This window comes from Pseudomonas sp. p1(2021b), from assembly GCF_020151015.1.
GTDB lineage: Bacteria > Pseudomonadota > Gammaproteobacteria > Pseudomonadales > Pseudomonadaceae > Aquipseudomonas > Aquipseudomonas putida_K.
On record NZ_CP083747.1, the window covers coordinates 314,024 to 337,874 of the forward strand.

The window sequence follows — 23,851 nt, forward strand, 5'->3', positions numbered from 1 at the left end:
GCTTTTTTTTGCCTGCCGATAACCGCCCACAAACAAAAACGCCCCACTACTGAGTGGGGCGCTTGGTGTACCAGTTTCCGATTAGAAACCGACCGACAGGGACAGCGTAGCGACGTCCGAGGCAACGGCTTTGTCGCTGCCGAAGCGGTGGCCGTAGGTGATGCCCACGCGGGAGGCCTTGAACGGGCCGGCAACCTGCAGGCCAACGCCCACTTCGTTCCAGCGCTCAGTGGTGTCTTGCTTCATGTCGAAGCGCGACACACCCATCACATCACCGGTCAGATCGTCTTGCGAGTTGTTCAGGCGGCTGACGTGCTTGATGTTCGCCGAGACGATGGCCTTATTTGCCAGGTTCATGCTGGCATCCAGGCCCGCGGTACCGTAGATGTTTTCTTCGGTCCGCTTATCGAAGTGCGCCGGGAAGGAGCCGCTGGTCTCGGTGTAGCTATCCAGCTTGGTGTTGAGGTAGTCCAAGCCCAGGAAAGGCATGACAGCGATGTTGTCCTGCAGGATGAAGACGTAGCCGACCTGGCCGGATACGGCACGCTGGCTGACATCGGCCTTGCCTTTCGACTCGACGTCGCCGGCACCGGTTTTGTAAGAGCGCTTGATGGTGGCATCGCCTTCGGAAACAGCCACGGCGCCCCGGGCGAATACGCCTTTGCGCAGACGGTTACCGTACTCGACGAAAGCACCGATCGTGTTGGTATCACCCTCGACGCGGTCATCGTTGATCTTGAGCGAGGTGCTCGGGCCTTGGTAGCCGATGCCGGCAACCAGGTCAGGAGTCAGTCGATATGCAGCGGTAACACCGCCGTACACGTTGTCACCGTGGACAGTACCCGAGTGATGAGTCATCTGGCTGCTGACGCTGACACAGATGCCGCTGGTGTCGAATGTCGAGCAGGACAGTTGGTCCTGGACGAAGCCTTGCAGCTGATTCTGCATGGCTTGCGCGTACAGGGTCGCATTCTGCAACGAGTCGCCGAGGTCCAGCAAACCGATCACGCCAGTCGGTGGAGTGGTAGCCTCAGCGCCACCCGCGCCAGTGCCAGTTCCACCGGTACCACCAGTACCCGTGTCAGTGCCCCCAGTGCCACCGGTACCCGCACCGGTTTCGGTACCACCGGCGCCGGTGCCCGTGCCTGCATCGCTGCCGCCAGTAGAAGTGTCCCCTGCATTGGAGGAGCCACCGGTGCTTGGCGGCGTTGGGTCAGTAACAGGCGGGGTGACGACGGGAGGGGTCACCTCTGGAATGGTCTCTTCAGGCGGAGTGGTTACCACCGGTGGGGTAGTGACCACAGGCTCGGAGATTGGGCCGTAGGAACGCGCTACGAACGGCTGCGAGCGACCATTCAGGAAGCCCAGGCCGAAGACGGTGTTGCCATCTGCAGATACCGCAGTGGCGGAGTTCAGGGTGTTGTTGGCCAGGAGAGTGTAGGAAGGGTCGTTATCCTGCAGCCATTCGACCAGCGACTGCATGCCGGTCTCAGCGGTCCAGCGGAAGCCGGAGAAGACAGTGCCAGTGGTGTCCGCGATACCGACGACCACGGCGCCGTTGGCGGAGACGCCTTCAGCCTTGGACAGGGTACCGTCGGCCAGCAAGCCCAAGCCCTTCATGCCGGACAGCTCGGACCAGATCATAGCTTCGCTCAGGGCGAGCGAAGAGTCACTCGCACCGACGATGTAAGTGCCATCGGCACTGGTCGCCGTGGCGATGGATTGCGTACCACCCTCCAAGGTGCCGAGGCTCTCGGCGCTACCGCCGCCCACCCATCGAGTGGCGATATCACCATTGCCGGCGCCGTTCTGTGCGTACCCCACCACCACCTTGCCGTCAGCGCTGATGCCCATGGCGTAGCTGTAGGTGCCGTCGTTCAGGTAGCCCAGCTGAGTCACAGCGCCAGCCAGGTCCCAGGTTACTGCCGATCGGTTGCCGGTCAGACCGTCGTCGGCAGAACCGGCGATGACGCTGCCATCAGCCGAAACGGCGCGTGCTTCAGCTTCGGCACCGCCGTTCAGGAAGTCCAGCTTGTGAATGCCGGCGTTGTTCCAGTACACGGCGGTTTCGTTGTCCGTGACGCTGTCGACAGAGCTACCGACGATGACGTCAGCTTCGTTCGACACAGCGTAGGCGGCGGCATTGGTCCCAAGGCTGGCCAGCAGTTGCTTGCCACCCAGCAATGTCCACTTGAAGGCCTCGGTAGTTTCGGTGCTCGGGTTGAACTGGGCGCCAACCAGGGTGGAGCCATCACCAGAGCCGCCGATGTGCGAATCATAGGTGGTACTGGAGGAGCCCAGCGTTGGTGCGTAGACATCAATGCCGGCGTAAGCGGCATGCGCAGTGCCAGCGTTCATGGCCAGTGCGATGGAGGCGACAAGCAGGGAGAGACGTGGCTTGAAGGGGGTTGCATTGTTGTGCATGGGCTGATTCGTCCTGACCTTGTTAGGTGATATCAATTGGATGGCCGGATAATACTGTCAGGATTGAAAGCAAATCAATAGAAACATACATACGTGTTATGGATTGTTGAGTGCTCTTGGAAAGGGCCGCGATTGTTTTGCATGCCTGTGTTGCGCATCTCCCGTCACCAGGTCTTCGCAAGAGACCGTCATTCCCTGTGGAGAAACGTCATGCTGCAAATCCCTAAAGCGCTGCTCGAAAAACGCATCACCAAAGAAAGCCTTCACCGCTCTGGCAAGCGATTGCTCAAAGAGATCGCCGGCCGTTTGAAGCTTCCAGAAACGAGCTACGAAATTCGGTCGTGTAAAGGCGGGAACGCAGTCATGGGGGAGGTGATCCTGCACAGCGATCATCTCTATCTGATGGTTCATCTAGGTTCAGATCGAGTGCTCAAAGTGCTCTACCGATCCTGTGAGGGCCGAAAGGACTATTCAGGCGGAATGAACCGTTATGAGTCGGTCTCTGAGTTGGCCAGCACCACTGCGGCTGAGCGATTCATCGCAAAACTGGACACCCTTAATGAGCTGGGCAAGCGCCAGCAACAGCAACAGCACAACCAAGCCGCTTGATCGAGAGGTTCCTATGTCTTCAGTTCTGAAGGAATTCCCGGAAGCCTTTGCCACCCGCATCAACAAGATTCTGGAAATGCCTGATCCGGTTCCTGGAAATCGCGAGAATGGCTGGTTCGCTGGATACGGGTGCCGATGGTGCAAGTTTTCGAAAGCTTGGTTCACCGTCTTGCCGTTTGAAATGCAGCCGGTAGCCGAAACTGTGGCGAGTATGTTCAAGAATGCAGGACTGCAAGATGTGACCATCACTCTTGAAGCCGGCGTGACGCAGGCTGAAGGAGGCAAGGGTTACCAGGTCTCTGCTCGAATCTAAACCGCTGTACCGCCGCTCCCTATGGGGCGGCTTTTTTTTGCCTGTCGTTACAGCTGGCTGTGCTTCATCTCAGACCAAGATGACTACCCAAAGAGGCGCAGCACCATGGACGTAATTGCAAACAACGCAGCTGATACCAAAGAAATGGTCATGACCGAGGTCCTGCCGAATGGCGAGGAACTCAAGCGGCCGTATTCACCGTCGGAGATGGCTTTCATGTTCAACGACGTGGAGATTCGCAACCCCTACTTTTCACCGTGCGGAACAACTGTTGTTGACCCCGTACAGGCGTATGGCTTCGAGGTTTATCACACCGGAGGCGGTTGCATGGCTTTGCGGAAGGAGTTCTGCAACGGTCAATACCTGCTTCTTTCGATCGAGGTGTCCATCGCTGAACCTGAGGAGTGGGATGAGTGCACATTGGGCCTGTATGACGCCGATGGCGATGAGAAAGCCTACTGTGAGCTCCGTGATGTTCCATATGCACAAGTCGACCTGACCGGGCATCTTGATGCCCCAGTGCGCTTGTTGTGCCCGTGCTGTGGTGCTCGTACCACAGGTCGGCAATGGGGCAATCAAGATGCTGGTCACGGTCTGTGCAGTGATTGCATCGAGAAGGTGCTGGCCAAGATGACGGCAGAAGAGTTTTCCAAACGCTACGGGCTCCAGGGAGTTCACTTCGGTCTGTCGCAGTGCGCTCCCTCTGCTCAGTTGCTCGATGAGCTCGCTCAAAAGAAACTGCTGGCGCAAGAAGAGCCGGATCAGCAGGCAGTGGACTCGAACGCTCTCAAGGACCGGTACCGTTCATGGGCGCTGGACAACATCGCCAATGATGATCTGCAGGTCAATGAAGATGCCCAGGTAACGCTGTGTGAAGATGGCGCATTTGTCGCAACCTGGACATGGGTGCCGCGTGATTCCATTCCGGACGTTGCTGATCCGGAAGAGTCCGCTGATTAACGCTACGCAACCGCTCCCTAACCGGAGCGGTTTTTTTATGCCCAGGCGCCGGCCGGCGTTGTAGGTCGCTGTGATGCATCCCAATGCATACGACCAACCTCTCTGGAGATTGCCCATGGCAAGCAAACTAGCACGCGCGGTACCACCCACCATCAAGCCACTGGCAGAAGCACTGTGTGATGGCCACCGGTATCCGCCGGCGGAGATGTTTCGATTTTTCCTAGGGGCAGTGATGGAGCTTTGGGGGTTTCAGCCCTGGTATCCCATACCTGATGATGTCCGCGGTAAAATAGGACGAGTTATCACGCTGTACGATCAGGCGGTGGCCAATGAAGAACCGTTCAAGGACATTTTAGGCCCACTCTACGAAGAGCTGGCCAGCCATGGCGGCAAGCAAATGCTGGGGCAGTTCTTCACGCCCTGGTCATTGGCAAGCCTGATGGTCAGGATGAGCGATGGTGACATCGACCTGCCTCGCGCCGGTGATCTCAAAGCTTACTCAGATCCGGCTTGTGGCAGTGGAGTTATGCTGTTGGCAAAAGCAAACTACCTGCTCGAAACGAAAGGTCCTGGGGAGCTCCAGCAATGGCTTTTTCACGCATGCGATATCGATGGCATTTGCGCTCGCATGGTTGCGATTCAGCTGGCCGCGAATTGTGCCATTCATAGAGTCGAAATCGGGGAGATCATAGTGCTCCTTGGTGATACGCTCAGCTCGGACCCCAAGCAGCAGATCTTGCACGCAACCTCTCCGACGCTGATGCGTTCACGTCAAAATTCAATTCCGAAACTTGAGGTCGCCTCATGAAACGCTGGTACACGATCGCCGCGGCTTTAGCCTTCCAGGTGCTACCGCATGCGGCAAGTGCTTCGGAGGCTTCAGATGCTGTTCTGTCGGTTGCTGCCTCAAAAATGTCCACCGTAGCTCGCATCAACGGCGCCACACGGCCGGTCATCTACGTGGGTAAATTTGAAGGCTGCGACTCGGTCTCGATTCAAAATGCCCCCGGGCGCTTTGAGCACTTCCGTGTATGCGGTAACCAGGTCAGTGCTCGCAACACCGTGTCACCCAGTTGGACCGAAGACGATGGCGCCGGGGATGTTCTCCGCGCAGTGGTCGATAATGCGGTTCTGTTCGGCGCTGCATCGCAAGTGGACCCCAACGGTTACCTGATCGCAGCACGTGCTCTGGGACCTTCCCAGCGCTCGTGCAGCAACGTGGAGGTCATCTTGAGTTACGAAGGTGACCTGGTCGACAGGGCCTTGAAGAGCATCTGCTCTCATCGCCGTTAACCCCCATCAAACCCCGTCCTAGCGACGGGGTTTTCTTTTTGGCGTCATTCAGTGGGGCAACGCCGCATTGCGGGGCGTCTCAGTCCTTGGGGTCCTCGGTTCATGTTGGCTGTGATGCATCTCCCTTCACTAGACCAACACACCTGAGGGTATCGCTATGAATTCGTCCAGCACCGCAAAGGCCTATATCGTTGAAACCCGCGCCACCAACGGCGCAGAAGATACGCCAGAATTTGCATCCTTCAGCATCGATCTGGCTGCAACTCAACGCATCATCAATCTAGCTCGACTGGTTAAAGAGAATGGGCTTCACAAAGTGGAGACGTTTGACAGCACTGCTTCATTCCATCAGTACGCTCCTGGCACTGAAGAGGCGGAGGAGATCGGCTGCGACAACGATGTGTTACTGAAGGCCGGCTGTCTAAATGTGGATGCGTCCAGCTTCTGGTTCTCGGGATTCATCAGACATTCTGACGTCGAGGTTGTCAGCGCACGTCAGCCGATCGCTGAACTGCAGAGTCACTTCCACTTGGCCGGAGGCACAACTGAACTTGAAGCTGGCGGTGAACGGCAGTATCTCGTTACTTGGAGTGCTGATGTTGAGGTTGAGGGGGATCACCATGCGGCAGCCCAGGCCGTCGCAGACCGGTACTTCCGCAGCCACATTGCCGCCGGTGAACAGGACAGCGCGTGCACCTTCGTGGTGACCGCAAAATCTGACCAAAAGCCAGTAGAGATCGATCTCTCGACTTGTCACTCCGGTGAACAAATCTTGGAGTCGGCATGACTGCTGCACTTCAGGCTTTAGCGCCAGCTTGATGCTCGCGCTCCAAACGCTGCACATGACCCGGTCACTAGACCGGGTTTTTTTTCGCCTGGGACCAGTGCATGTGGACCGTACCGGGACCTGCCTGTTCAGATCTGTGATTTAGCGGCGGCATAACCATCGAGTGGATATTCAGGCCAGCCGCTGGGAGGACAGAAGCCCTGCCGACGTTCCTGCTCGGCGAACTTGGCGTGCCACTCGTTGCCCTGATCGAAGACCCAACCTGTAAGCCCGGTATCTGGGAATTGATCATAGGTGAGGTCGATAATGAACCCGTCGACCTCGAACCAGGCGTGAGACTGCTCCCTTTTTAGGTTCGGATGGTCTTCAGCCCACACATACACACCATCAGCACCGAGTTGTTCTTTGATGAGTCGACCTAGGATGTCCGAGGCAGGACCGCAGGTTCCTCGCGGAAAACCATTGAAGGTAGAACCGGGTTTGTCGACAAGAAGCAACAGCCCGCGGCGGGTTGATTCGGCTATTGCCTCAAGAGCTGCGCGGTCGATCTTCGCTTTTGCTTGCATGGGTTGAGTCTCGAAGGAGGGCAGTGTTCGAGGCCCCATTTTTGGACCTTGATGATACGTCGTCAATGAGGTGCACCGCCGGCAGTCGGGCTGTACATGATACGATTGTGCCATCCATAAAGTGCGGGCACGGTTGTCGTTTGATGAGTGGGTTGTATCAGAAATTCAGGAGAGCAATCTGCAGATTGCGCGGCCATCCTGGGCGTATCGTGACACGGGAGTATTCTGGCGAGGTGGTGAGGATCGCCAAGCGATGCCCCCTCTGCAAAACAGAGAAGATCATCTACCGGTTTCAATGAGCCTGGCGCTCGTTCGCTAGCGTCTACCTCAACATCCCAAGCCATGGGATCTCCTCGATTGGTGCTGTTCCAGTTGCCTGTGATGCATATCCCAGAACTAGACCAACACCTATGGGGAGCACCATGAGCCTTATCATCGAAACTCTGCAGAATCGCGTCAATAACGCCACAGGCCCGGAGCGGGAACAGCTGCAGGATGAGCTGAACATTGCGCTGATCAATCATGAAATGGGCGAGCTCCGTCGACTAGAGGGTGGCACACGCTACTGCCTCCATACTCGTGAGCATCAGCCTGCACTCAACATGCTTCGACGTGGAATGCGGCGCTGCGACGTGGTCACCCACTACGCCTACAAGGTGCCTGTTAAGCGCCAGATTGCGGCCGGGAAGGGGTGCTGAAATGGCTGTATCCAAGACTGAGCAGGAAATGCGGGAAACGGTGGCCAGGCGTGGCTTCTGGCATGTCACCGGTAAGAGAGCCTTCGACCTGACTAAGCGTTTGGAGGAGCTCGGCAAGCTCGATGGACTGACGGCCAGCTATGGGTGTCACAACGCCAACGGGGTCTTCTTCAAAAACCAGTGGAACTGCCCTCGGCCGAAGCTGGTTTACGAAGTGGTGGTCCGCGCTTGTGAGCCTGCTATCGCTCCCAGGCCCTCTGTATCCTAAAGCTACACCCAACCCGGCCACGTGCCGGGTTTTTTTCGGTGCCCCGGGAGTGTGCCCGATCAGACAAAATTGGTGAGTTTCGTGGTTCATGTGACTCATCCCCCTGGACTTGATCAACGTTCTAAGGGGACACACTCATGCTCGCAACACTTGAACTGACTGATGGAATGATGGTGATGGTCCAGACTGGTCGCCAGGGGCTGACCGGCATCCGGTGGTCGACCCCATTCGTTGATCGCCTGAACATCGAAACAGATCGTGAGGGAGTCACCTCTGGGCTTTCACTCAAGCAGACCAGCTTCGCTGAGTTCGATCCGCGCTATCACCGCGATGGGCGAAATCAGTTTGTCGCGAAGGATCACGCGCTTCGGATCGTGAGCGGTAGCCTGGAAGAACACCAGCAACGCTTTGAAGCCACGGTCGACCAGCTCTTAGCTGATGGCACATTGAAACGTAGTGAACTCCCTGCATTTGAAGATCTGCTCACGGCGATGACCGCCCTGGCAGCCTCAGAAGAGGTCTGCTTCGACCGGTTTATCGACTTCCACAGATACCGTCGGTTCTCCGACTTCCTGTGTGATTGGCAGGCGGAGAAAGGGAAAGCTGCAGGGGAGAGAGCATTGGATCTCGCCCACCAAAAGCCGGCCCTCGAAATCGCATTCAGCACGCTTGTTGAGTTCGGGATTTTTGGTGAGATGGAACCAGCTGGTCGACTGTGATCACGAAGGGGGATCCATCAATGTCGCATTACCAGGAGCAGAAGGTTGCTGAACTGAAACGCTTGGGCTGGTCTGAAGTCGGAAAACGTCATCTGCCAGGCCCCGGCCGGACACCAGCGAAGCAGGTGTATGAGCTGTCATGTCTGCAGGGAAAACTTCAGGTCTTCGTCTACCCGGCGGAACTGATCTACCAGACCGCTTAACGCTACACCCACGCCCGACCTAGTCGGGCTTTTTTTTTGGGTGCGCCAGGCATGGCGCGTTGCGCGTAGCGCAACCCGCTTGGTTGTGGTGGCCAAAGCGGGTGACTTGGAGGTGAAAGTCCTCTACACACCCGGCAAGGGGAAGTGTTAGCCAGAGGCAAGGGTGTCGTGGGCGACCGCGAATCTGAAGGAAGCCCGAGGCAAACTGCTGGCCTGACGAACAGGAAGCGGATAGAGGCGGCACAGCGGGGTGAGGCGGCCCAAATCGTCAAAGCCCAGTACTTGCACGGGACGCTGTGACGTAAATCCGACAGGCATAAGCAGGAAGGTCACGCGAATTACCCTGGGAGATCTGCACGTTTGCCACTGTGCTACCGAGCGTCGAGAGGCGACGGGACGAGCGTGCAGAAGTCAGCCGAGGCCGTAGTAAGTGGCGGTTAACCGCGCCACCAAGGGCCGAACAGGTTATGCCGCCAGTAGGCGTCACTGTCTCGTTGGTAGCCGTAATGCAGAAATTTCCTACAACGGAATCTGTCACTCCGAATCCCGGCCAGAAGCCGAGGGTGATGCCTGACAGTGCAAAGGTGCCGGCGGCGTCAGCGACGTGGACGAACGCGGAGCCGGACACGCTGATGGAGCGGGTGCTTGCACCGGCCAACCTCAGGCGTGCGTATCAACGCGTGGTTAGCAACAAGGGGGCTCCGGGTGCCGATGGCATGACGGTCGCTGACTTGGCGGGCTACGTGAAACAGTATTGGCCAACCCTCAAGGCCAGGTTGCTGGCCGGTGAATACCATCCCCAAGCAGTGCGAGCGGTTGAAATTCCCAAGCCGCAGGGCGGCACACGGCAACTGGGAATCCCCACCGTCGTGGATCGCCTGATCCAGCAAGCATTACAGCAACAACTCACGCTACTCTTCGATCCGCTGTTTTCGGACTACAGCTACGGTTTTCGTCCGGGCAAAAGCGCTCACCAAGCCGTTGAACTGGCCCGCTCCCATGTGGCGGCGGGGCATCGCTGGTGCGTGGAGCTTGATCTGGAAAAGTTCTTTGATCGGGTCAACCACGACATCCTGATGGCCTGCTTGCAGCGTCGCGTCGAAGACAAGCGAGTGCTTAGGCTCATCCGCCGCTACCTTGAAGCTGGGGCCATGTCGGGCGGTATCGTCAGCCAACGGCAAGAGGGGACACCGCAAGGCGGCCCACTCTCGCCGTTGCTGTCGAATATCCTTCTGGATGAGCTCGACCGCGAATTGGAACGGCGGGGTCATCGCTTCGTGCGCTACGCCGATGATGCGAACATTTATGTGCGCAGTCCTCGGGCGGGCGAGCGGGTGTTGGCCAGTATCGAGCGCTTCCTGTGCCATCGTTTGAAACTGACGGTGAACCGGAAGAAGAGCCAAGTAGCAGGGGCTTGGAAGTGTGACTACTTGGGTTACGGGATGAGCAGGCACCAGCAACCAAGGCTGCGTGTGGCAACGATGAGCCTGGGGCGCTTACGCGACCGACTCAGAATATTGCTACGCAGTGTAAGGGCCCGCAAAGTGGCGACTGTCATTGAGCGAATCAACCCTGTCCTGCGAGGCTGGGCTGGCTACTTCAAGCTCAGCCAGAGCAAACGCCCACTTGAGAAATTGGATGGTTGGGTCAGGCATAAACTTCGCTGCGTCATCTGGCGTCAATGGAAACGGCCCTCAACGAGGGCGCGCAACCTGATGCGCCTGGGCCTGAGCGAAGAACGTGCCTGTAAATCGGCCTTTAATGGCCGAGGCCCGTGGTGGAACTCGGGAGCATCTCATGTGAATCAGGCGCTACCGAAGAGGCTATGGGATAGGTTCGGACTGGTCTCGATACTGGATACGATAAACCGGCTTAGCCGTATAACCTGAACCGCCGTGTACGGAACCGTACGCACGGTGGTGTGAGAGGACGGCGGCTGTGAAGCCGCCTCCTACTCGATCCCGCGGCCGAGCTGCTTGCGTGGTGATCGATGTGCGCCATCTCCACGCACTAGGCCAAAAATCAAAGGAGCAATTCCAATGACCACCGCAACAACACAGCAGTCAACCCGACCGAAAGCACATGCCCTGTTCAAGTTGAATTTCTGTCTACGAATGGCAAAGGAAAACTCGCTCTCCGCTCGTACAGAACCGCACCGCTATAGGCCCGAATACCGCCGTATGAGGAGGGAGTCGATGCAGGATGCCCGTTACTGGCGTGCCCTATGTAGCCGCTTAGATACCTGTTCAGAAGCTTGATCGCAATCACAGGCAATGCCCAGGGGGCCACCATGCTGCAAACCCTTACTGCTGCCCACGGGGCTTCGGTGATCCCAACAGGATTCCACCTAGCACGTGTCGTAGGTGTGAAACCGAAGTTCAAATCTGACCCTGACATGCGTGAGGTCGTGTTCTACCAATGCTTCCTCTCCGAATGTCATGGAGCCAACGGTCTTGAGCCTTGCGAGTACCTGGCAGAGCGACGTTACCTGTTGAGTGCAGCGAAATACATGGTCAATACCGGCCTTTCCACGTGCCCAGTGATCCAAGAGCTGGTGAGGTCGGAGACCGAGGTCAAGTATCTGCCGGCTTAGGCTGGATCATCTCCAAACGCAGCACAGACCCGGCCCTAGTGGTCGGGTTTTTCATTAGTGAAAAGGTGGGGCAGGTCAGGTTGCCCACTAGATTGCAATTCGGATATTATTTTGAGGTTCGACCGTTTCAGTACGCGCATGCCAGATGATCCTCTCAGCTCATTTGGCCTAAGAAAGCCGCCCATTCTCAGGCGGCTTTTTTTGTGCCTGCGATTTAGCCTTGTTCGGCCATATTTCTAGGGGTTGCGAAGCCCACACCGACGTTCTAGGGTTGCAGTGATGAAGCGAGGCCGAACCTGGCAGAGGAATGCATAGCCGCAGATCTGGCGGTGCAGAACCCCATCCACCACAAGCTTTGCAATCAACTGTTTCAGAGGACGAACGATGTTTGATGCAGCCCACTATCACGTGAAAGCCACAGAGCTGTTGACCGCCTTCGGCGTCCACCAAGGTGCACTGAGCACGTGGTCGCTGAGTGATGTGGGAACGGCCAGTCACGGCTATATCCACCACTCGCAGAAGCCCGCAGCCCTCGCAGCATATGCTGCGGTTAACCCTACCTTCGCAGCCGGGCGCTTTCCTGGATATACGTTGGTGGACCTGGTCGACAAGATCCCGAGCCTGGACTATGCGGAATATGCTGCCCTGGCGATCGTGTGCGGGGCTGAGCTGCCTTCTTTCAAGGGTTCAGATGAGCGGGCACGCATTTTCGGCGAGGCCGCCTGGGCTATCGTTGAGAAGTATCAGCTGCATGGGTGCTTTGAGCGCCACAACAAGCCGTTCCAGGCTATAGGCGATCATTACAGTCTCCGGCCCAAGGGGTGTGATTGGGCAAGGGACTACGCTGAGATCCCGGAAAAGCTAACTGCGATGCGTAAGGCGTATAGGGCCATGACCCCGCTTCAGAGGGTGATGACTCTGAGCCTTATGCATCTGTACAACCAAGGTAAGGACAACGTGTTCCTCACCGGCGGTTGCCCAACGAAAATTCTCGCTGCCGAGGCGCTGACCATCCTGCGCGATAACTCGGCTCTCGCTGACTGGGGCCACCTCGTGTCCCACTATGCCGGCTGGTAATCATCGACCTCACGCCACCTTCCAGGATCTCTACAGATGACAGAATCTCCATTCGCCACCCACCGGGCAGTGTTGGTCGACAGCGACTATGCGGCCGCGGGCTTTCTTCAGTCGTTCGCGATGGCCATGTACGCCGGCGCTGCCTACCCCATGGATGCCAATGGCCTGCGTAACCTGGATGACCAGCACATGCAGATCTTTCAAAAGATGGCGGCTTCCTACCGCCGCCATGGGGAAGCTGATCCCGATTTTGTAGACGTGTGCAAGGCGATCAAAGCAAAGCGCGCAGCTCACGCTCTCAGGGTCAAGGGAATACTCGATGAGCTTTTGGATAGCGATCCGGACCAGTACGAGGGCGGTCGACATGAGCATGCTGGAACCGTGAGTGTCTACGAGCGTGAGCATCAGCTGAACATCGAACGTCGCTGGTACGCACCTTCGTAAGTCGTACCCGGCCTGCCTTCCTGAGTTGCACTCCGGAAACAGAAAGGCCACCTCTGCTTACGCTCGGGTGGCCTTTTTACATCTCAACACTGGACGGGCGTTTAGACCGCATCACAGTGGTCACGCATCAACCCCCACACGGCCGATAAAAGCCGGTAGATGGTCAGTACGTGGCTCAGAATATTCAGCATACGCTTCATAATCGTTGACCTCCGTTTCAGGAAGGCCAATCTTCCAACGCCTAACCGGCACTTCAGCGCTTTCAGAACGCACGTGGTGCATTCCAGAAGAGGCCCAGGTGGCCCAACGAATGCAGCAAACCGGCACGGTCTAAACACCGTGTCGAAGGGGGTATCTCATCCTCGGAACATCGAGATTCTCGGGTTACCGAGCAGAGGACATAACCACCCAAGGGCCTCTTGAATTGCAGGTCCACATGCAAGCCGGCGCACCATACCTGTGCCCGGTTCAGAAAGCCTGAAAAAAATTCAAACTATCGTGAAAATGATAAAGCCGCCCCGCCTGCCGCCTTCCACACCCGTGTGACGCATTCCTGCGGTACCAGGTCTTCGCAACACCTGGCTTACCTTTCAGGAGAGTCATGCAGGGGATGTAAGCCGGAACCCCAGAAATTTCCGTCACCCTAGTTGGGTGGGCTCAACACTCGTGTCACCAGCTACCTTCTGGAGAATCGAGCTCGGCCATCCCTCCCTGGACGGGCATCGCTCGACGATGTTCAACGGCTCCCTCACGGGGCCGTCGTTTTGTGGGGGCTATTCCATCCACAAGTCGTCGAGGTTCTTGAAGTTCCAGAGCGTCGGGTCTTCGGGGCCAGTGATACTGTCCTTGCAACTCGTGGCCGCCAGGTCGATGGTCTGCATCGGGATCGGCTCTCTCGAGCGTAGCGAGAAGAACACGCGAACCTTGGGAGTCAGCAGTGATTCCATTCCCGGCTCAACGACAACGGCCAGACGCTGAGAGGACAGGCGAACCAAGGAGCCGACGGGGTAGATGCCCACGGCCTTGACGAAGGCGTGGAAGATGCGTTTGTCGAAATGGCCCTCCCACTTGGCCATCTGCCGCATCGCCGCGGACGGGTCCCACGGCTTTTTGTAGGCTCGCTCCGACGTCACGGCATCATAGACGTCGCAGATTGCGCCCATGCGGGCCAGGAGTGAAATGGCGTCACCGGCCAAGCGATCCGGGTAGCCGGTTCCGTCGATCTTCTCGTGATGGTGCAGGGCAATGTCCACCACCCCGGGCTCGGCCCCGCCTGCGCGCAGCATCTTTGCGCCCTCCACAGGGTGGCGCTTCATGATGGCGAACTCGGCATCGGTGAGCTTGCCTGGTTTGTTAAGCACTTCCAGCGGCATCGCGGCCTTGCCTAGGTCGTGCATCAGTCCGCCGATGCCAGCCAGGCGCGTTTGCTCCTCGTCTAGATCGAGATGCCGGGCCAGCGATAGCATCAGGGCGCAGACGGCAACCGAGTGCAGGTAGGTGTAATCGTCGTGCGTTTTGATGCGTGCGACGCTGATGAGGGCATGAGGTTGGCGCAGCACCGAGGCAGCGATTTCTCCGACCAGCGGCAACGTCGTGCTTGGGTCGACGGCCTTGCCAAGCCGGGCTTCCTGGAACATGTCCATGACTTGGGACTCGGCCGCAAGACAGAGTTTCCGTGCATAACACATTTCGCTCTCCATTGAGGTTGCGCCGTCACTTTTCTTGCTTAGTGGACTAGACGGCAGAGATTGCTCCTCCGACAATTCTCTGGGCTCTGGGCTCTGGGCTCTGGGCTCTGGGCTCTGGGCTCTGGGCTCTGGGCTCTGGGCTCTGGGCTCTGGGCTCTGGGCTCTGGGCTCTGGGCTCTGGGCTCTGGGCTCTGGGCTCTGGGCTCTGGGCTCTGGGCTCTGGGCTCTGGGCTCTCTGGGCTCTCTGGGTCGACTTGGCTTTTGGCCAAGTCGACCCAGACCTCCCGACGCCACATTCTCGAATGGCAGAGAGATCCTGAGGCTCGGTCAGCAGGAAGCTGCCGCGCCAGAATGGGTGTCGAACCCAAGAGCCGGCGAGCTTGTGGATGTACATGCCGAGACGAAGCTCGGATACGGGAATGCGTTTTACCAACTTATTTTCCTTTCTGAGTTGGGTGGTTAGGCGTGCGCCGAGGCTGGCACCCAGCGGTAGAGCGGAGGTAAGGTCACGCCAAGATTCTTGGATCAGCCGGAACCGCCGAAATTTCCGTCAGCCGATCAACATGGCTTTGTCTCGCGCTCGGTCGATGCGTTCCTGCATCGCCTGCATGACTTCTTCGTGGGTGTACGACTTGGCGTTGGGGTCGTCGGCCTCTCGGAGAGCTTCCTCGACCTCGCGGGTCATCCGCGCATATTCTTCCGGCCACAGCGCTTGCTCCATGCGCAGCGACGCCTGCCCAAGCAGGTGCAGCAGGCCGAACAGCCGCATGTCATTGGTGGCGACGACGTGCTCTCGAATCCGCTCCTGGATCACCTCGCAGGCCCGATGCGCCTCTGGCGTCGCCGTGCCCTCGTAGCCGGCTGGGAGTTCTGCTTCTTCAGCGATTCGCGCCCAAGCGATAGCCAGCGCCTCGATGGTGGACAGGTTCATTTGCTCATCCACTTGCGCAGCAGACGCTTTTTCAGGGAGGCGCGCTCTTGCGGATTGCGTCCCTTGTGGTTGGCAATGCGATCCGCCGTGGCGGCCTGGCGCTTGATGGGCCAGTAGGAGCGGCCATCCTTACCCATCGACCAGACGTTGCTGACCTGGTTTTCCAGTAGAGGCAGATGGGCGCATAGAGCTTCCGGCGACGCGCTGGCCAGCGCGGTGCGCTCGTGGGTTCGCCAGCGCTGATGCCAGAGTTTCTTGTCCTCGCGCTCGCTACGGCAGGTCGTGTGCCCAACGATGGGCGTTTTGCGGCGGCTGCGGCTCATGATGTGGTTGTCTCCAAGAACATTCAGGACAGGCTTTCTGGGTAGAGCGCCGTCAACCGGGACAGGGTTTCTTGCACTTGTTCCAGCGAGGTCATCAGATGATCAACCTGATCCTGAAGATCCACGGCGAGATCAAATAGCTCAGCCACTCGGCTGCGTGATCCCTCGTTGAACGCGGCCATTGCCAGTTGATGCAGCTTCAACAGGTCGGTGCGCAGTTGCGGAGGTGCGCCGTCTGCGCTGTCATTCAAATCGCCGCGCAGCACGTCCACGGCATCGACTGCACGCAGCAGTGCCGTGGTATCGAAATTCTCGGGAGTCAGTTCGTCCCATTCGTCGTCGGTGATGCGGGCTGCCATCAGGAGAGCTCCGATTAAGCGGTTGCGAGCGTTAGATGCCCGATCGGCTCGGCTGCTGGCCGTACCTTGATTTCGATGTCGTAGCCGAGGCGATTCAGACAATCCATCAGCTTGCGTTCGGATAGATTGGTGAAGTCGCCGCGCATCATGCCCGACACCTTCGGTTGCGGGATGCCCATGCGTTTGGCCGCCGCTTGTTGAGTCAGCCCAAGGGCGCGCATGGCCCTCCTGATCTCGACCACCAGGCCGGTCTTGATCTTGAGCTTTTCAGCGTCAGGCAGTCCAAGGTCGGCAAAGACGTTGCCCGAGCTGCGCTGAACCTCGACGCCTTCAATGATTCGTTTTTGCATTTCGTAGCTCCTGTGCCAATACCTCGGCCACCTTCAGCCGAGCGCGGATGATGTCCATGTCGGCCTTTGGCGTGGCGATTCCGCTCTTGCTCTTCTTCTGGAAGCAGTGCAGGACGAACACCGCTTCCGCAAACTTGACCGTGTATACCGCTCGATAGGTGCCGCCGGCATCGTCTTCGACGACCTCCAGCACGCCGGCACCACCGAACCCCTTGAGCACCTTTGCTGCGTCATCCTGATCGCCTATCTGCGCCAACGAGAGCGCGTAACCGAAACGGCGACGCACGTCGGACGGCAACGCCATCAAATCCTTGTGGCTGCTCGCGATCCATTCGAGCGGTTTTTCTTTGTTTGTCATGACGGAATTTTATACCTGTTCAGGTAATGATGTAAACGCGGCAACTGTCGTTTTCAGAAGACGGCTGCACTGAACGTCAGAAGCCGACTGCACTATAGCAGCGGAGGGGTTGGATCCATCAGGCAACGACGGGCTGCTGCCGGCCAATAGCCGACAATGACGACACTGGAAATCCCCGCCTGTGAGCGTCGGCTCAGGGCGGGACAGCGTCATCCAGCTACCTGCGCCACTGACTCAGCCTTGTCCAGCCGGCCGCGCCGCACGAACAGACTGACCAGCCGTTGACGGATCGCCACCTGGAGTTCCGCCAGTTGTTCCGGCGTGATGCGAATTTCACCCGCTCGACGAGCGCAACACCGGCGCCGCCTACGCCAAGAACCGGCGAATCGAACTCAAACTCACGAACCGCTGAGCGCCGCGTCACCGCGCTGCTGCGCCAGCCAGTCGCGCGGGGCGCAGCCCATGCGCACGCGGAAGGCGCGCGCCAGAGCGTTCGGGCTGCCGTAGCCGACGCGGTCGGCCACCACCGCCACCGGCCGCCCCTGCTTGAGCAGGGTGCAACTGACGTTCATCCGCCAGTCGGCCAGATAGTCGCCCGGCGTGACGCCCACCGCGTCCTTGAACGCGGCGGCGAAGCGCGCGCGTGACATGCCCGCCTTCGCCGCCAGCGCCTCGAGCGACCACGCGGTCTGCGGCGCATCGTGCATGGCGGTTATGGCGCGCGCGAGTTTCGGGTCGGCCAGGCCCGCCAGCAGTCCGGTGGCGCCAAGCCGCCCATCCATCAGATAACGCAGCAACTGGATCAGTAGCAACTCGCACAAGCGGTCGATGGCGGCCTGCCGACCGCACTGGTCGCGCTCGGCTTCGGCAAACAGCAACTCTAGCGTCGGCCCGAGGCCGGGCAAGTCCGCCAACGGAATCAGCAGCATCGACGGCAAGGCCATGGCCAACGGATTGCCCGTCGAAGCGCCCAGGTCGACCTCCGCACACAACCGCTCAGCGGTATCGCCGGGGGCGGCGACAAAACGATGCGACGCCACGCGCGGATAAAACAGCAGGCTCGGCTCGGTAACCAGCAGATCTTCATGCACGGGCGAACGCACCGTAATCGGGCCGCGCCGCACCAGATGGATATAGCCATGCGGCGCCGCGTAATGATGCTGCCCACAGAAGGCGCCGCTGTGAAAAACGCGCGCCGAAAGCGAGTAGTGCCGGAGCAAGCCGGCCAGTCGATCCGCCATTCCACTCTCCATATAAGACGATAGGTTACGTATTTGATACTTTACGTGCCATATCGTACCAAACAAAGGGCGATCATGCCCACGTGCTCTTGCACCTCACCCACTACGGAGATAGACATGACCCAAATCGCCCCCCTGACCATCGACACCGCTGACGCCGCTACCGCTGCCACACTCAAGGCCGTCAAAGCCAAGCTTGGCATGGTGCCGAACCTGTTCGCCACGCTGGCCCACGCGCCGGCGGCGCTCAATGGCTACCTCGGCTTGTCCGAAACGCTGGGCACCGGCCGCCTGAATGCCTCCCAGCGCGAGATCGTTGCGCTCGCTGCCGGTCAAGCCAATCGCTGCCAGTATTGCCTGAGCGCACACACCCTGATCGGCAAAGGTGCCGGACTGTCGGCAGAGGCCATCGCCGCGGCCCGCACCGGCCAGGCGGCCAACGCACTTGACGATGCAATCGCCGGCTTTGCCCGCGCGCTGGTCGAGCAACGCGGCGTGGTGTCGGCCGACGCCATGGCCAACTACCGCCGCGCGGGGCTCGACGACGGCCTGATACTGGAAGTGATCGCCAACGTCGCGCTGAACACGCTCACCAACTACACCAACCACATCGCCGACACCACGGTGGATTTCCCCGTGGTCGCCGTCTGATCTCCATAGGCATATAAGGAGAACACGATGAAAATCGCACTCACCGGCGCTCTGCTCGCCAGCGCCCTCGTCCTGCCACTGGCCGTCACGGCCGGCGACTTTTCGCCCTATGTGGACAGCCAGGGCGGCATCAGCCGCCCCACAGACTTCCGCACAAACTTCGTCCACCTGGGCTCATATGCGGTGTTGGACGAAAAATCCGCCTCTCGCGGCTTGCACGATGTGTACACCGAAAAGGCCTCGGCCGAGCACTACCGCAAGACCGGCAAGTTCTTGGACGGCGCCACGCTGGTGAAAGAGATCCGCAAGCTCGAAACCAGCGCCATGACCACTGGCAACCCTGTGGTCTGGGGTTCCGATGCGGCCGTGTGGTTCGTGATGGTCTAGGACGCCAAAGGCCGTTTCGCCAGCAACCCCTTGTGGGGCGACGGCTGGGGCTGGGCGCTGTTCAAGGCCGACGCCCCCGCCAAGAATGTCGCCGTCAGCTACGAAGCCGACTGCATGGGCTGCCATGTGCCGGCGGCCAAGACCGACCGCGTATTCATCCAGGGCTATCCGACACTGACCCAGCACTGACTTGCTGCCGGGTTACGCTTCGCGCAGGATGGCACCTCCGTCCTGCGCGAGCCACCCTTTCCGGAAGCGCGCCATGCCGACACTCGACGCCTTTCTGACCGACGTCCGCGCCTGCACGCGCTGCGCACCGCATCTGCCACACGGCGTGCAGCCGGTCTTCCAGTTTCACCCGAGTGCGCCCATCCTCATCGCCGGCCAAGCACCGGGGGCCCGGGTCCATGCCTCAGGCGTGCCCTTCGACGACGCCAGCGGCGCGCGTCTGCGCGCCTGGCTGGGCGTGGACCGCGACACCTTCTACGACCCTACCCGCATCGCCATTCTGCCCATGGGCTTCTGTTATCCGGGCACCGGCAAAAGCGGTGACCTGCCGCTACGCCCGGAGTGCGCCCCCCGCCTGGCGCGAAGCCTTCATGCAGCGTTTCGAGCGCCTGTCGCTGGTCATCGTGCTGGGCAGCTACGCCATGGACTACCACCTCGGTACTGGCAAGACGCCGCTCACCCGGGTGGTCGAAGCCTGGCGCGAGCACTGGCCGCAAGCGTTCCCCCTGCCTCACCCTAGCCCGCGCAACAATCGCTGGCTGGTGCGCAACCCCTGGTTCCAACAAGACGTGCTGCCCGCGCTGCAAGCACGCGTCCAGGCAGTCCTCACCGCCAACCCCAAGGAAACCCCATGACCGACGACACCGCCGCCATTACCGAGCTGCTGCACAAGTACTACGACACCCTGGCCTGGGCGAACGGAGACAGGCACCGGCTTTGGAGCGATGAACGACGGCTTCAGGTGCGGTAGCTGACGCCTGGGACCTCAATCACCGTATGACCGGGTCGAAAGCGGTCCTTTCTCTGACAACATCGCCCTAGCCCGCACTCAACCCCCACAACACATCCAGCACATGTTGCGTAGGCCGCTCGACGTCCCCACCACGGTGGGCAATACCAAGTTGACGCCACAATAAGGGCTGTAATGGCCGCATGACGATCCTGGTATCGGGCAATGGCGTGGAGGCTTCATGCGGCAACAACGTCGCACCATAACCGGCCGCCACTAGGCTTTTGATCGCATCGTTGTAGTTCAGTTGAATACGCGGCGTGGGCTGCCGTCCATCACTGGCGAACCACTCCGAGGTCAAGCGCGAAAGCCGAGTAGTTTTGTCATTCAGAATTAATGGCTGGGCGGCCAGCCAACCGGGGGTCACAACATCCGGGCATTCCCAGCGAGCCGGCAAGAAGGCCATGACCGGGTCCCGCCGCCATGGCTCGATCCGCAATTCCTTCACCGGGGTCTGTGGCAGCGCGACCAGACCGATCTCCAAAGAGCCCTCGGCAAGCTTCTTCAAAGTTTCCTGCGACGTGAGCACCGCGACCTGCACATCGATAGCGGGGTGGCGTTGGCCCAACGTCTCCAAAGCTTGCGGCATCAACTGTGCGATGGCCCCTGTGGAGGCACCCAGCCGCACACGCCCGGCCAAGCCCTGCACCTGACGCTCCACGTCCTCAAGCGCCTGCTCCGCATCCGCCAACAGGCGCCGCGCGCGCTCCACCAGCGTTTCTCCAATCGCCGAAGGCTGAATGCGCCCACGTGTGCGCGACAACAGCTTTCCGCCAACCCGCGACTCCAGGTCGGCAATATGCAAACTGACCGTGGGTGGCGCGAGGTGCAGCACACGGGCCGCCTCGGCAAACGAACCCAGGTCGGCAATGGCCACCAACGTGCGCAGACGGTCCAGGCTGATTTCGCGCATGAGTCACTCCTTGTTCAGAAAAGCTGAATTTCATCGTTTAGAAATTCAACTTTTCCTATCTTAGCCCCTCACTGAAGATTGGAACTCCTGATTTCCTATGTCCGAGAGCATTCCATGGCAAGTCCTCTTATATTCATCGACGGCGACCAAGGCACCACCGGGTTGCAAATCCATCAACGTCTACGCGACCGGACCGATCTGCGGCTTATCACGCTCAGCCCCGAACATCGCAAGGATCCGCAACGTCGCGCCGAAATCATCAACGCCTGCGACATCGCGATTCTCTGCTTGCCCGACCAAGCCGCACGCGACGCTGTAGCGAGCATCGAAAACCCCGCCGTTCGGGTGATCGATGCGAGTTCGGCGCACCGCACCCATCTAGACTGGACCTATGGTTTCGCGGAGATGAACTCGCAGCAGGCCCAACGCATCGCCACGGCACGGCGGGTCAGCAATCCCGGTTGCTATCCCACGGGGGCGATAGGGCTGCTGCGCCCATTGCTGGAGGCCGGGTTGCTGCCCAGGGACTATCCGACGAACATTCATGCTGTGTCGGGCTATTCCGGAAAAGGGCGCGTTGGCGTGCAAGAGCATGAGGGAGAGGGCGCATCACAGGCGCCCGCGTTTCAGGTTTATGGTCTGGGGCTGGCACACAAACATATTCCGGAGATTCAGCAGCAAAGCGGTCTGATGGAGCGGCCGATGTTTGTGCCGGCTTATGGGGCTTTTCGGCAGGGGATCGTGCTGACCATACCGTTGCAACTTCGCTTGTTGGCGCCGGGCGTGGATGCGGTGCGGTTGCATGCGTGTCTTATGCAGCACTACGTCGATGCGGACCATGTACAGGTGATGTCGATGCAGGAGGCCAAAGGGTTGACGTGCCTTGATCCTCAGGCGCTTAACGGGACTGATAGTTTGCGATTGGTGGTGTGTGAAAATGATGAGACGGGGCAGGTTTTGTTGGCTGCGGTGTTTGACAATCTTGGGAAGGGAGCCGCTGGAGCGGCGGTGCAGAATCTGGATTTGATGGTTGCAGGAACATGACTCCGACTACCCACTGGCTCTAGAGTCTATGGCTCGAATTTTCGAGCGGTTGTTTCCTCTCTGTTTATGGCCTGGCATCGACGGCATTAAACGAGTCGAAAACAGAATCTACGCGTGTCAGCAGTTTGCAATCCAGTCAGGCTTTGAAGTTAAACGGTCGTCCACGACAGGCAGCAATCGGCCAACAGCGGCCGTTTTAGAGTAGGGAAAATAAATCCCCTTTTCTGCTGTCTACGCTTCGCAGCGCCGGTTACCCGGTCACCACGCAAGACTCGCTTCCGGTCGGTGGCTAACCTTTACCGGGCGGGGGTCATACCCGCTGGGTTTCTTACGCCATTTCGTGACGGCTTGCGCCGTCATTCCCAGGCGACCAAGCTTTGCCTGGCGCACATAAATCAGTCCCCTTTTTCTCTTTGCGCAGCAATGGCGTCGATCCTTCGCGCCTGCAAACCTTTGGTGCAGGCTCCAGCTCGCCCATTGCCCCCAACGACACCGCCGAGGGTCGCGCCCAAAATCGCCGCGTTGAAATCAAACTGGTGCCCCGTAGCGGCGCTGTAGCTCAAGGGTAATGGTGCCTTGGTGCTCTTTTCGTCGGATGCCCAGCTATCTTTTAATGGGTTACGGGCGATTTGCAGTGGGCTCCAAAACCTGGCCTCAGGAGGTGCAAGCTCCCGTGGCACCGGCTTTGGACTGGGCAGACCAATACGCCGGCCCATAAGCCCATAAGGATCCCGGCCTCGGCCGGGTTCTTTATGCCCGCTTCGCGGGCTTGAGCCCAGAAGGGAGCGGCGTGCGCCGGATTCGCATCTGCCAGCCAGTACGCAGCCCGTTTGGAACTCAGTTGATCCGTCTTTTTCAACGGTTTAACAGCCAAATCAATACGTTCACAAGTACACTCGCCACCCTAGGGATGGTGAAGCATCCACGAGCGGTACTAGAATTTTCAGCTTTTCGGTGCCGCCGCACGAATTCAAGGGGCAAGCATGGATTACGAACAACTGCCGAGGGCCGCCTTGGTCCGTATGCTGCAGGAGCATGATGCGGCGCTTGCCGATGCTGGCAAGAATGGCATCGTTATGAGTTACACCGGGCGGGCTGCTCCCTGGCAGATCATCCGCCAGGTCAAGCCGAAGCTGCATCGTATTATCAAGAAAGTATCCTTTGGAGAGGAAACCGCCCAGTCAGAGAATGAGATCTGGGACGGTGAAAACCTTTCTGCGATGGTCACGCTCTATAAATATCGTGGTCAAGTTGATCTTGTAGTAACAGACCCGCCGTACAACACCGGCGAGGACTTCCGCTATAACGACAAGTGGGACAAGGATCCAAACGATCCAGATCTCGGCGATGTAGTTCCTAAAGATGATGGGTCCAAGCACAGCAAATGGTTGCGCTTCATGACACCCAGAATCTGGATGATGCGTGAGATGCTAACCCCAGGCGGGGTTATGGCTATCTGTATTGATCATAGGGAACTATTTAGACTTGGCATGCTCATGGACGAAATCTTCGGCGAAGAGAATCGCATTGGCATAATCAATTGGCAGAAAAGCTATTCACCTCGCAGTGATAATAAGGGGGCGGCGGCGAAAACTGAGTGCAACACCTGACCTTTCCGGTACGGTGCTGTCCCT

27 protein-coding genes and 3 pseudogenes are annotated in these 23,851 nt (G+C 58.9%); 19 read left to right on the forward strand and 11 right to left on the reverse strand.

Going from position 1 to position 23,851, the window contains the following annotated elements; genetic code table 11:
- Nucleotides 1–81: 81 nt before the first annotated feature.
- Nucleotides 82–2,424, reverse strand: coding sequence for an autotransporter domain-containing protein (locus tag K8374_RS26055; protein WP_054895137.1), 2,343 nt, complete (start codon nucleotides 2,422–2,424; stop codon nucleotides 82–84).
- A 210-nt stretch (nucleotides 2,425–2,634) separates the two neighbouring features.
- Here K8374_RS26055 and K8374_RS26060 point away from each other — a divergent pair, with 210 nt between their 5' ends.
- The 6 genes from K8374_RS26060 to K8374_RS26085 all read left to right on the forward strand — a co-directional run bounded on the left by K8374_RS26060 (nucleotide 2,635) and on the right by K8374_RS26085 (nucleotide 6,386).
- Entirely contained in the window at nucleotides 2,635–3,033 is a 399-nt protein-coding gene (locus K8374_RS26060) for a hypothetical protein (RefSeq protein WP_060495350.1), read from the forward strand.
- A gap of 13 nt (nucleotides 3,034–3,046) precedes the next feature.
- Nucleotides 3,047–3,346 carry a hypothetical protein gene (locus K8374_RS26065; RefSeq protein WP_023383736.1) on the forward strand — a complete coding sequence of 100 codons (300 nt, stop codon included), beginning with the start codon at nucleotides 3,047–3,049 and terminating at the stop codon, nucleotides 3,344–3,346.
- 105 nt (nucleotides 3,347–3,451) lie between these two features.
- Nucleotides 3,452–4,306: a hypothetical protein gene (locus K8374_RS26070; RefSeq protein WP_023383737.1), complete on the forward strand. Its 855-nt coding sequence runs from the start codon at nucleotides 3,452–3,454 to the stop codon at nucleotides 4,304–4,306.
- Between the two features lie 115 nt (nucleotides 4,307–4,421).
- Entirely contained in the window at nucleotides 4,422–5,114 is a 693-nt protein-coding gene (locus K8374_RS26075; protein WP_023383738.1) for an N-6 DNA methylase, read from the forward strand.
- Nucleotides 5,111–5,599 carry a hypothetical protein gene (locus K8374_RS26080; protein ID WP_023383739.1) on the forward strand — a complete coding sequence of 163 codons (489 nt, stop codon included), beginning with the start codon at nucleotides 5,111–5,113 and terminating at the stop codon, nucleotides 5,597–5,599. The genes K8374_RS26075 and K8374_RS26080 overlap by 4 nt, the downstream gene beginning before the upstream one ends.
- 157 nt (nucleotides 5,600–5,756) lie before the next feature.
- On the forward strand, nucleotides 5,757–6,386 hold the full coding sequence (locus K8374_RS26085) for a hypothetical protein (RefSeq protein ID WP_224459415.1): 630 nt from the start codon (nucleotides 5,757–5,759) through the stop codon (nucleotides 6,384–6,386).
- 128 nt (nucleotides 6,387–6,514) lie between these two features.
- On the opposite strand, the gene K8374_RS26090 is transcribed toward K8374_RS26085, so the two are convergent.
- Nucleotides 6,515–6,952, reverse strand: coding sequence for a hypothetical protein (locus tag K8374_RS26090; protein ID WP_023383741.1), 438 nt, complete (start codon nucleotides 6,950–6,952; stop codon nucleotides 6,515–6,517).
- 422 nt (nucleotides 6,953–7,374) lie between these two features.
- On the opposite strand from K8374_RS26090, the gene K8374_RS26095 reads away from it, so the two are divergent.
- The 7 genes from K8374_RS26095 (at nucleotide 7,375) to K8374_RS26125 (ending at nucleotide 12,954) form a co-directional block, all read left to right on the forward strand.
- Complete coding sequence (locus K8374_RS26095) at nucleotides 7,375–7,650, forward strand: hypothetical protein (protein WP_135002417.1); 276 nt, start codon at nucleotides 7,375–7,377, stop codon at nucleotides 7,648–7,650.
- Between the two features lies 1 nt (nucleotide 7,651).
- A complete protein-coding gene (locus K8374_RS26100; RefSeq protein WP_023383743.1) occupies nucleotides 7,652–7,918 on the forward strand; it encodes a hypothetical protein in 267 nt (88 codons plus the stop codon).
- Nucleotides 7,919–8,055: 137 nt separating this feature from the next.
- Nucleotides 8,056–8,637, forward strand: a complete 582-nt coding sequence (locus K8374_RS26105) for a hypothetical protein (protein ID WP_054895136.1) — start codon at nucleotides 8,056–8,058, stop codon at nucleotides 8,635–8,637.
- 20 nt (nucleotides 8,638–8,657) lie between these two features.
- Nucleotides 8,658–8,840, forward strand: a complete 183-nt coding sequence (locus K8374_RS26110; RefSeq protein WP_023383744.1) for a hypothetical protein — start codon at nucleotides 8,658–8,660, stop codon at nucleotides 8,838–8,840.
- A gap of 467 nt (nucleotides 8,841–9,307) precedes the next feature.
- The gene (gene ltrA / locus K8374_RS26115; protein WP_024718247.1) at nucleotides 9,308–10,729 is read left to right on the forward strand and encodes a group II intron reverse transcriptase/maturase; all 1,422 of its coding nucleotides are present in this window, start codon (nucleotides 9,308–9,310) and stop codon (nucleotides 10,727–10,729) included.
- 1,088 nt (nucleotides 10,730–11,817) lie between these two features.
- The gene (locus tag K8374_RS26120) at nucleotides 11,818–12,510 is read left to right on the forward strand and encodes a hypothetical protein (protein ID WP_023383746.1); all 693 of its coding nucleotides are present in this window, start codon (nucleotides 11,818–11,820) and stop codon (nucleotides 12,508–12,510) included.
- A gap of 36 nt (nucleotides 12,511–12,546) precedes the next feature.
- Entirely contained in the window at nucleotides 12,547–12,954 is a 408-nt protein-coding gene (locus K8374_RS26125; RefSeq protein WP_023383747.1) for a hypothetical protein, read from the forward strand.
- Between the two features lie 773 nt (nucleotides 12,955–13,727).
- On the opposite strand, the gene K8374_RS26130 is transcribed toward K8374_RS26125, so the two are convergent.
- The 8 genes from K8374_RS26130 to K8374_RS26165 form a co-directional block, all read right to left on the reverse strand.
- The gene (locus tag K8374_RS26130) at nucleotides 13,728–14,597 is read right to left on the reverse strand and encodes an HD-GYP domain-containing protein (RefSeq protein ID WP_223198360.1); all 870 of its coding nucleotides are present in this window, start codon (nucleotides 14,595–14,597) and stop codon (nucleotides 13,728–13,730) included.
- Between the two features lie 91 nt (nucleotides 14,598–14,688).
- Entirely contained in the window at nucleotides 14,689–15,036 is a 348-nt protein-coding gene (locus K8374_RS26135) for a DUF3391 domain-containing protein (protein WP_263498547.1), read from the reverse strand.
- Nucleotides 15,037–15,192: 156 nt separating this feature from the next.
- Entirely contained in the window at nucleotides 15,193–15,573 is a 381-nt protein-coding gene (locus K8374_RS26140; protein WP_001054412.1) for a hypothetical protein, read from the reverse strand.
- The gene (locus K8374_RS26145; RefSeq protein WP_000091614.1) at nucleotides 15,570–15,896 is read right to left on the reverse strand and encodes a hypothetical protein; all 327 of its coding nucleotides are present in this window, start codon (nucleotides 15,894–15,896) and stop codon (nucleotides 15,570–15,572) included. The genes K8374_RS26140 and K8374_RS26145 overlap by 4 nt, the downstream gene beginning before the upstream one ends.
- Before the next feature lie 23 nt (nucleotides 15,897–15,919).
- Nucleotides 15,920–16,255 carry a hypothetical protein gene (locus K8374_RS26150; protein WP_000741275.1) on the reverse strand — a complete coding sequence of 112 codons (336 nt, stop codon included), beginning with the start codon at nucleotides 16,253–16,255 and terminating at the stop codon, nucleotides 15,920–15,922.
- A gap of 14 nt (nucleotides 16,256–16,269) precedes the next feature.
- Complete coding sequence (locus tag K8374_RS26155; RefSeq protein WP_001172026.1) at nucleotides 16,270–16,605, reverse strand: helix-turn-helix domain-containing protein; 336 nt, start codon at nucleotides 16,603–16,605, stop codon at nucleotides 16,270–16,272.
- Nucleotides 16,586–16,963, reverse strand: coding sequence for a type II toxin-antitoxin system RelE/ParE family toxin (locus K8374_RS26160; RefSeq protein WP_003151133.1), 378 nt, complete (start codon nucleotides 16,961–16,963; stop codon nucleotides 16,586–16,588). Before K8374_RS26160 ends, K8374_RS26155 begins: the two co-directional genes overlap by 20 nt.
- Before the next feature lie 398 nt (nucleotides 16,964–17,361).
- A complete protein-coding gene (locus K8374_RS26165) occupies nucleotides 17,362–18,204 on the reverse strand; it encodes a helix-turn-helix transcriptional regulator (protein ID WP_049275859.1) in 843 nt (280 codons plus the stop codon).
- A 117-nt stretch (nucleotides 18,205–18,321) separates the two neighbouring features.
- Here K8374_RS26165 and K8374_RS26170 point away from each other — a divergent pair, with 117 nt between their 5' ends.
- The 3 genes and pseudogenes from K8374_RS26170 to K8374_RS26180 all read left to right on the forward strand — a co-directional run bounded on the left by K8374_RS26170 (nucleotide 18,322) and on the right by K8374_RS26180 (nucleotide 20,105).
- A complete protein-coding gene (locus tag K8374_RS26170; protein ID WP_020309197.1) occupies nucleotides 18,322–18,855 on the forward strand; it encodes a carboxymuconolactone decarboxylase family protein in 534 nt (177 codons plus the stop codon).
- A gap of 27 nt (nucleotides 18,856–18,882) precedes the next feature.
- Nucleotides 18,883–19,431: pseudogene (locus K8374_RS26175) on the forward strand (cytochrome P460 family protein).
- Between the two features lie 73 nt (nucleotides 19,432–19,504).
- Nucleotides 19,505–20,105, forward strand: a pseudogene (locus K8374_RS26180) (uracil-DNA glycosylase family protein).
- Nucleotides 20,106–20,288: 183 nt separating this feature from the next.
- Here K8374_RS26180 and K8374_RS26185 read toward each other — a convergent pair.
- The gene (locus K8374_RS26185) at nucleotides 20,289–21,173 is read right to left on the reverse strand and encodes a LysR family transcriptional regulator (protein ID WP_003465017.1); all 885 of its coding nucleotides are present in this window, start codon (nucleotides 21,171–21,173) and stop codon (nucleotides 20,289–20,291) included.
- Nucleotides 21,174–21,287: 114 nt separating this feature from the next.
- On the opposite strand from K8374_RS26185, the gene argC reads away from it, so the two are divergent.
- The 3 genes and pseudogenes from argC to K8374_RS26200 all read left to right on the forward strand — a co-directional run bounded on the left by argC (nucleotide 21,288) and on the right by K8374_RS26200 (nucleotide 23,827).
- Nucleotides 21,288–22,217, forward strand: a complete 930-nt coding sequence (gene argC, locus K8374_RS26190) for an N-acetyl-gamma-glutamyl-phosphate reductase (protein WP_049275860.1) — start codon at nucleotides 21,288–21,290, stop codon at nucleotides 22,215–22,217.
- A gap of 410 nt (nucleotides 22,218–22,627) precedes the next feature.
- Nucleotides 22,628–22,786, forward strand: a pseudogene (locus K8374_RS26195) (OmpA family protein); the annotation flags it as partial.
- Nucleotides 22,787–23,200: 414 nt separating this feature from the next.
- The gene (locus K8374_RS26200; protein ID WP_003465024.1) at nucleotides 23,201–23,827 is read left to right on the forward strand and encodes a DNA methyltransferase; all 627 of its coding nucleotides are present in this window, start codon (nucleotides 23,201–23,203) and stop codon (nucleotides 23,825–23,827) included.
- Nucleotides 23,828–23,851 lie beyond the last annotated feature (24 nt).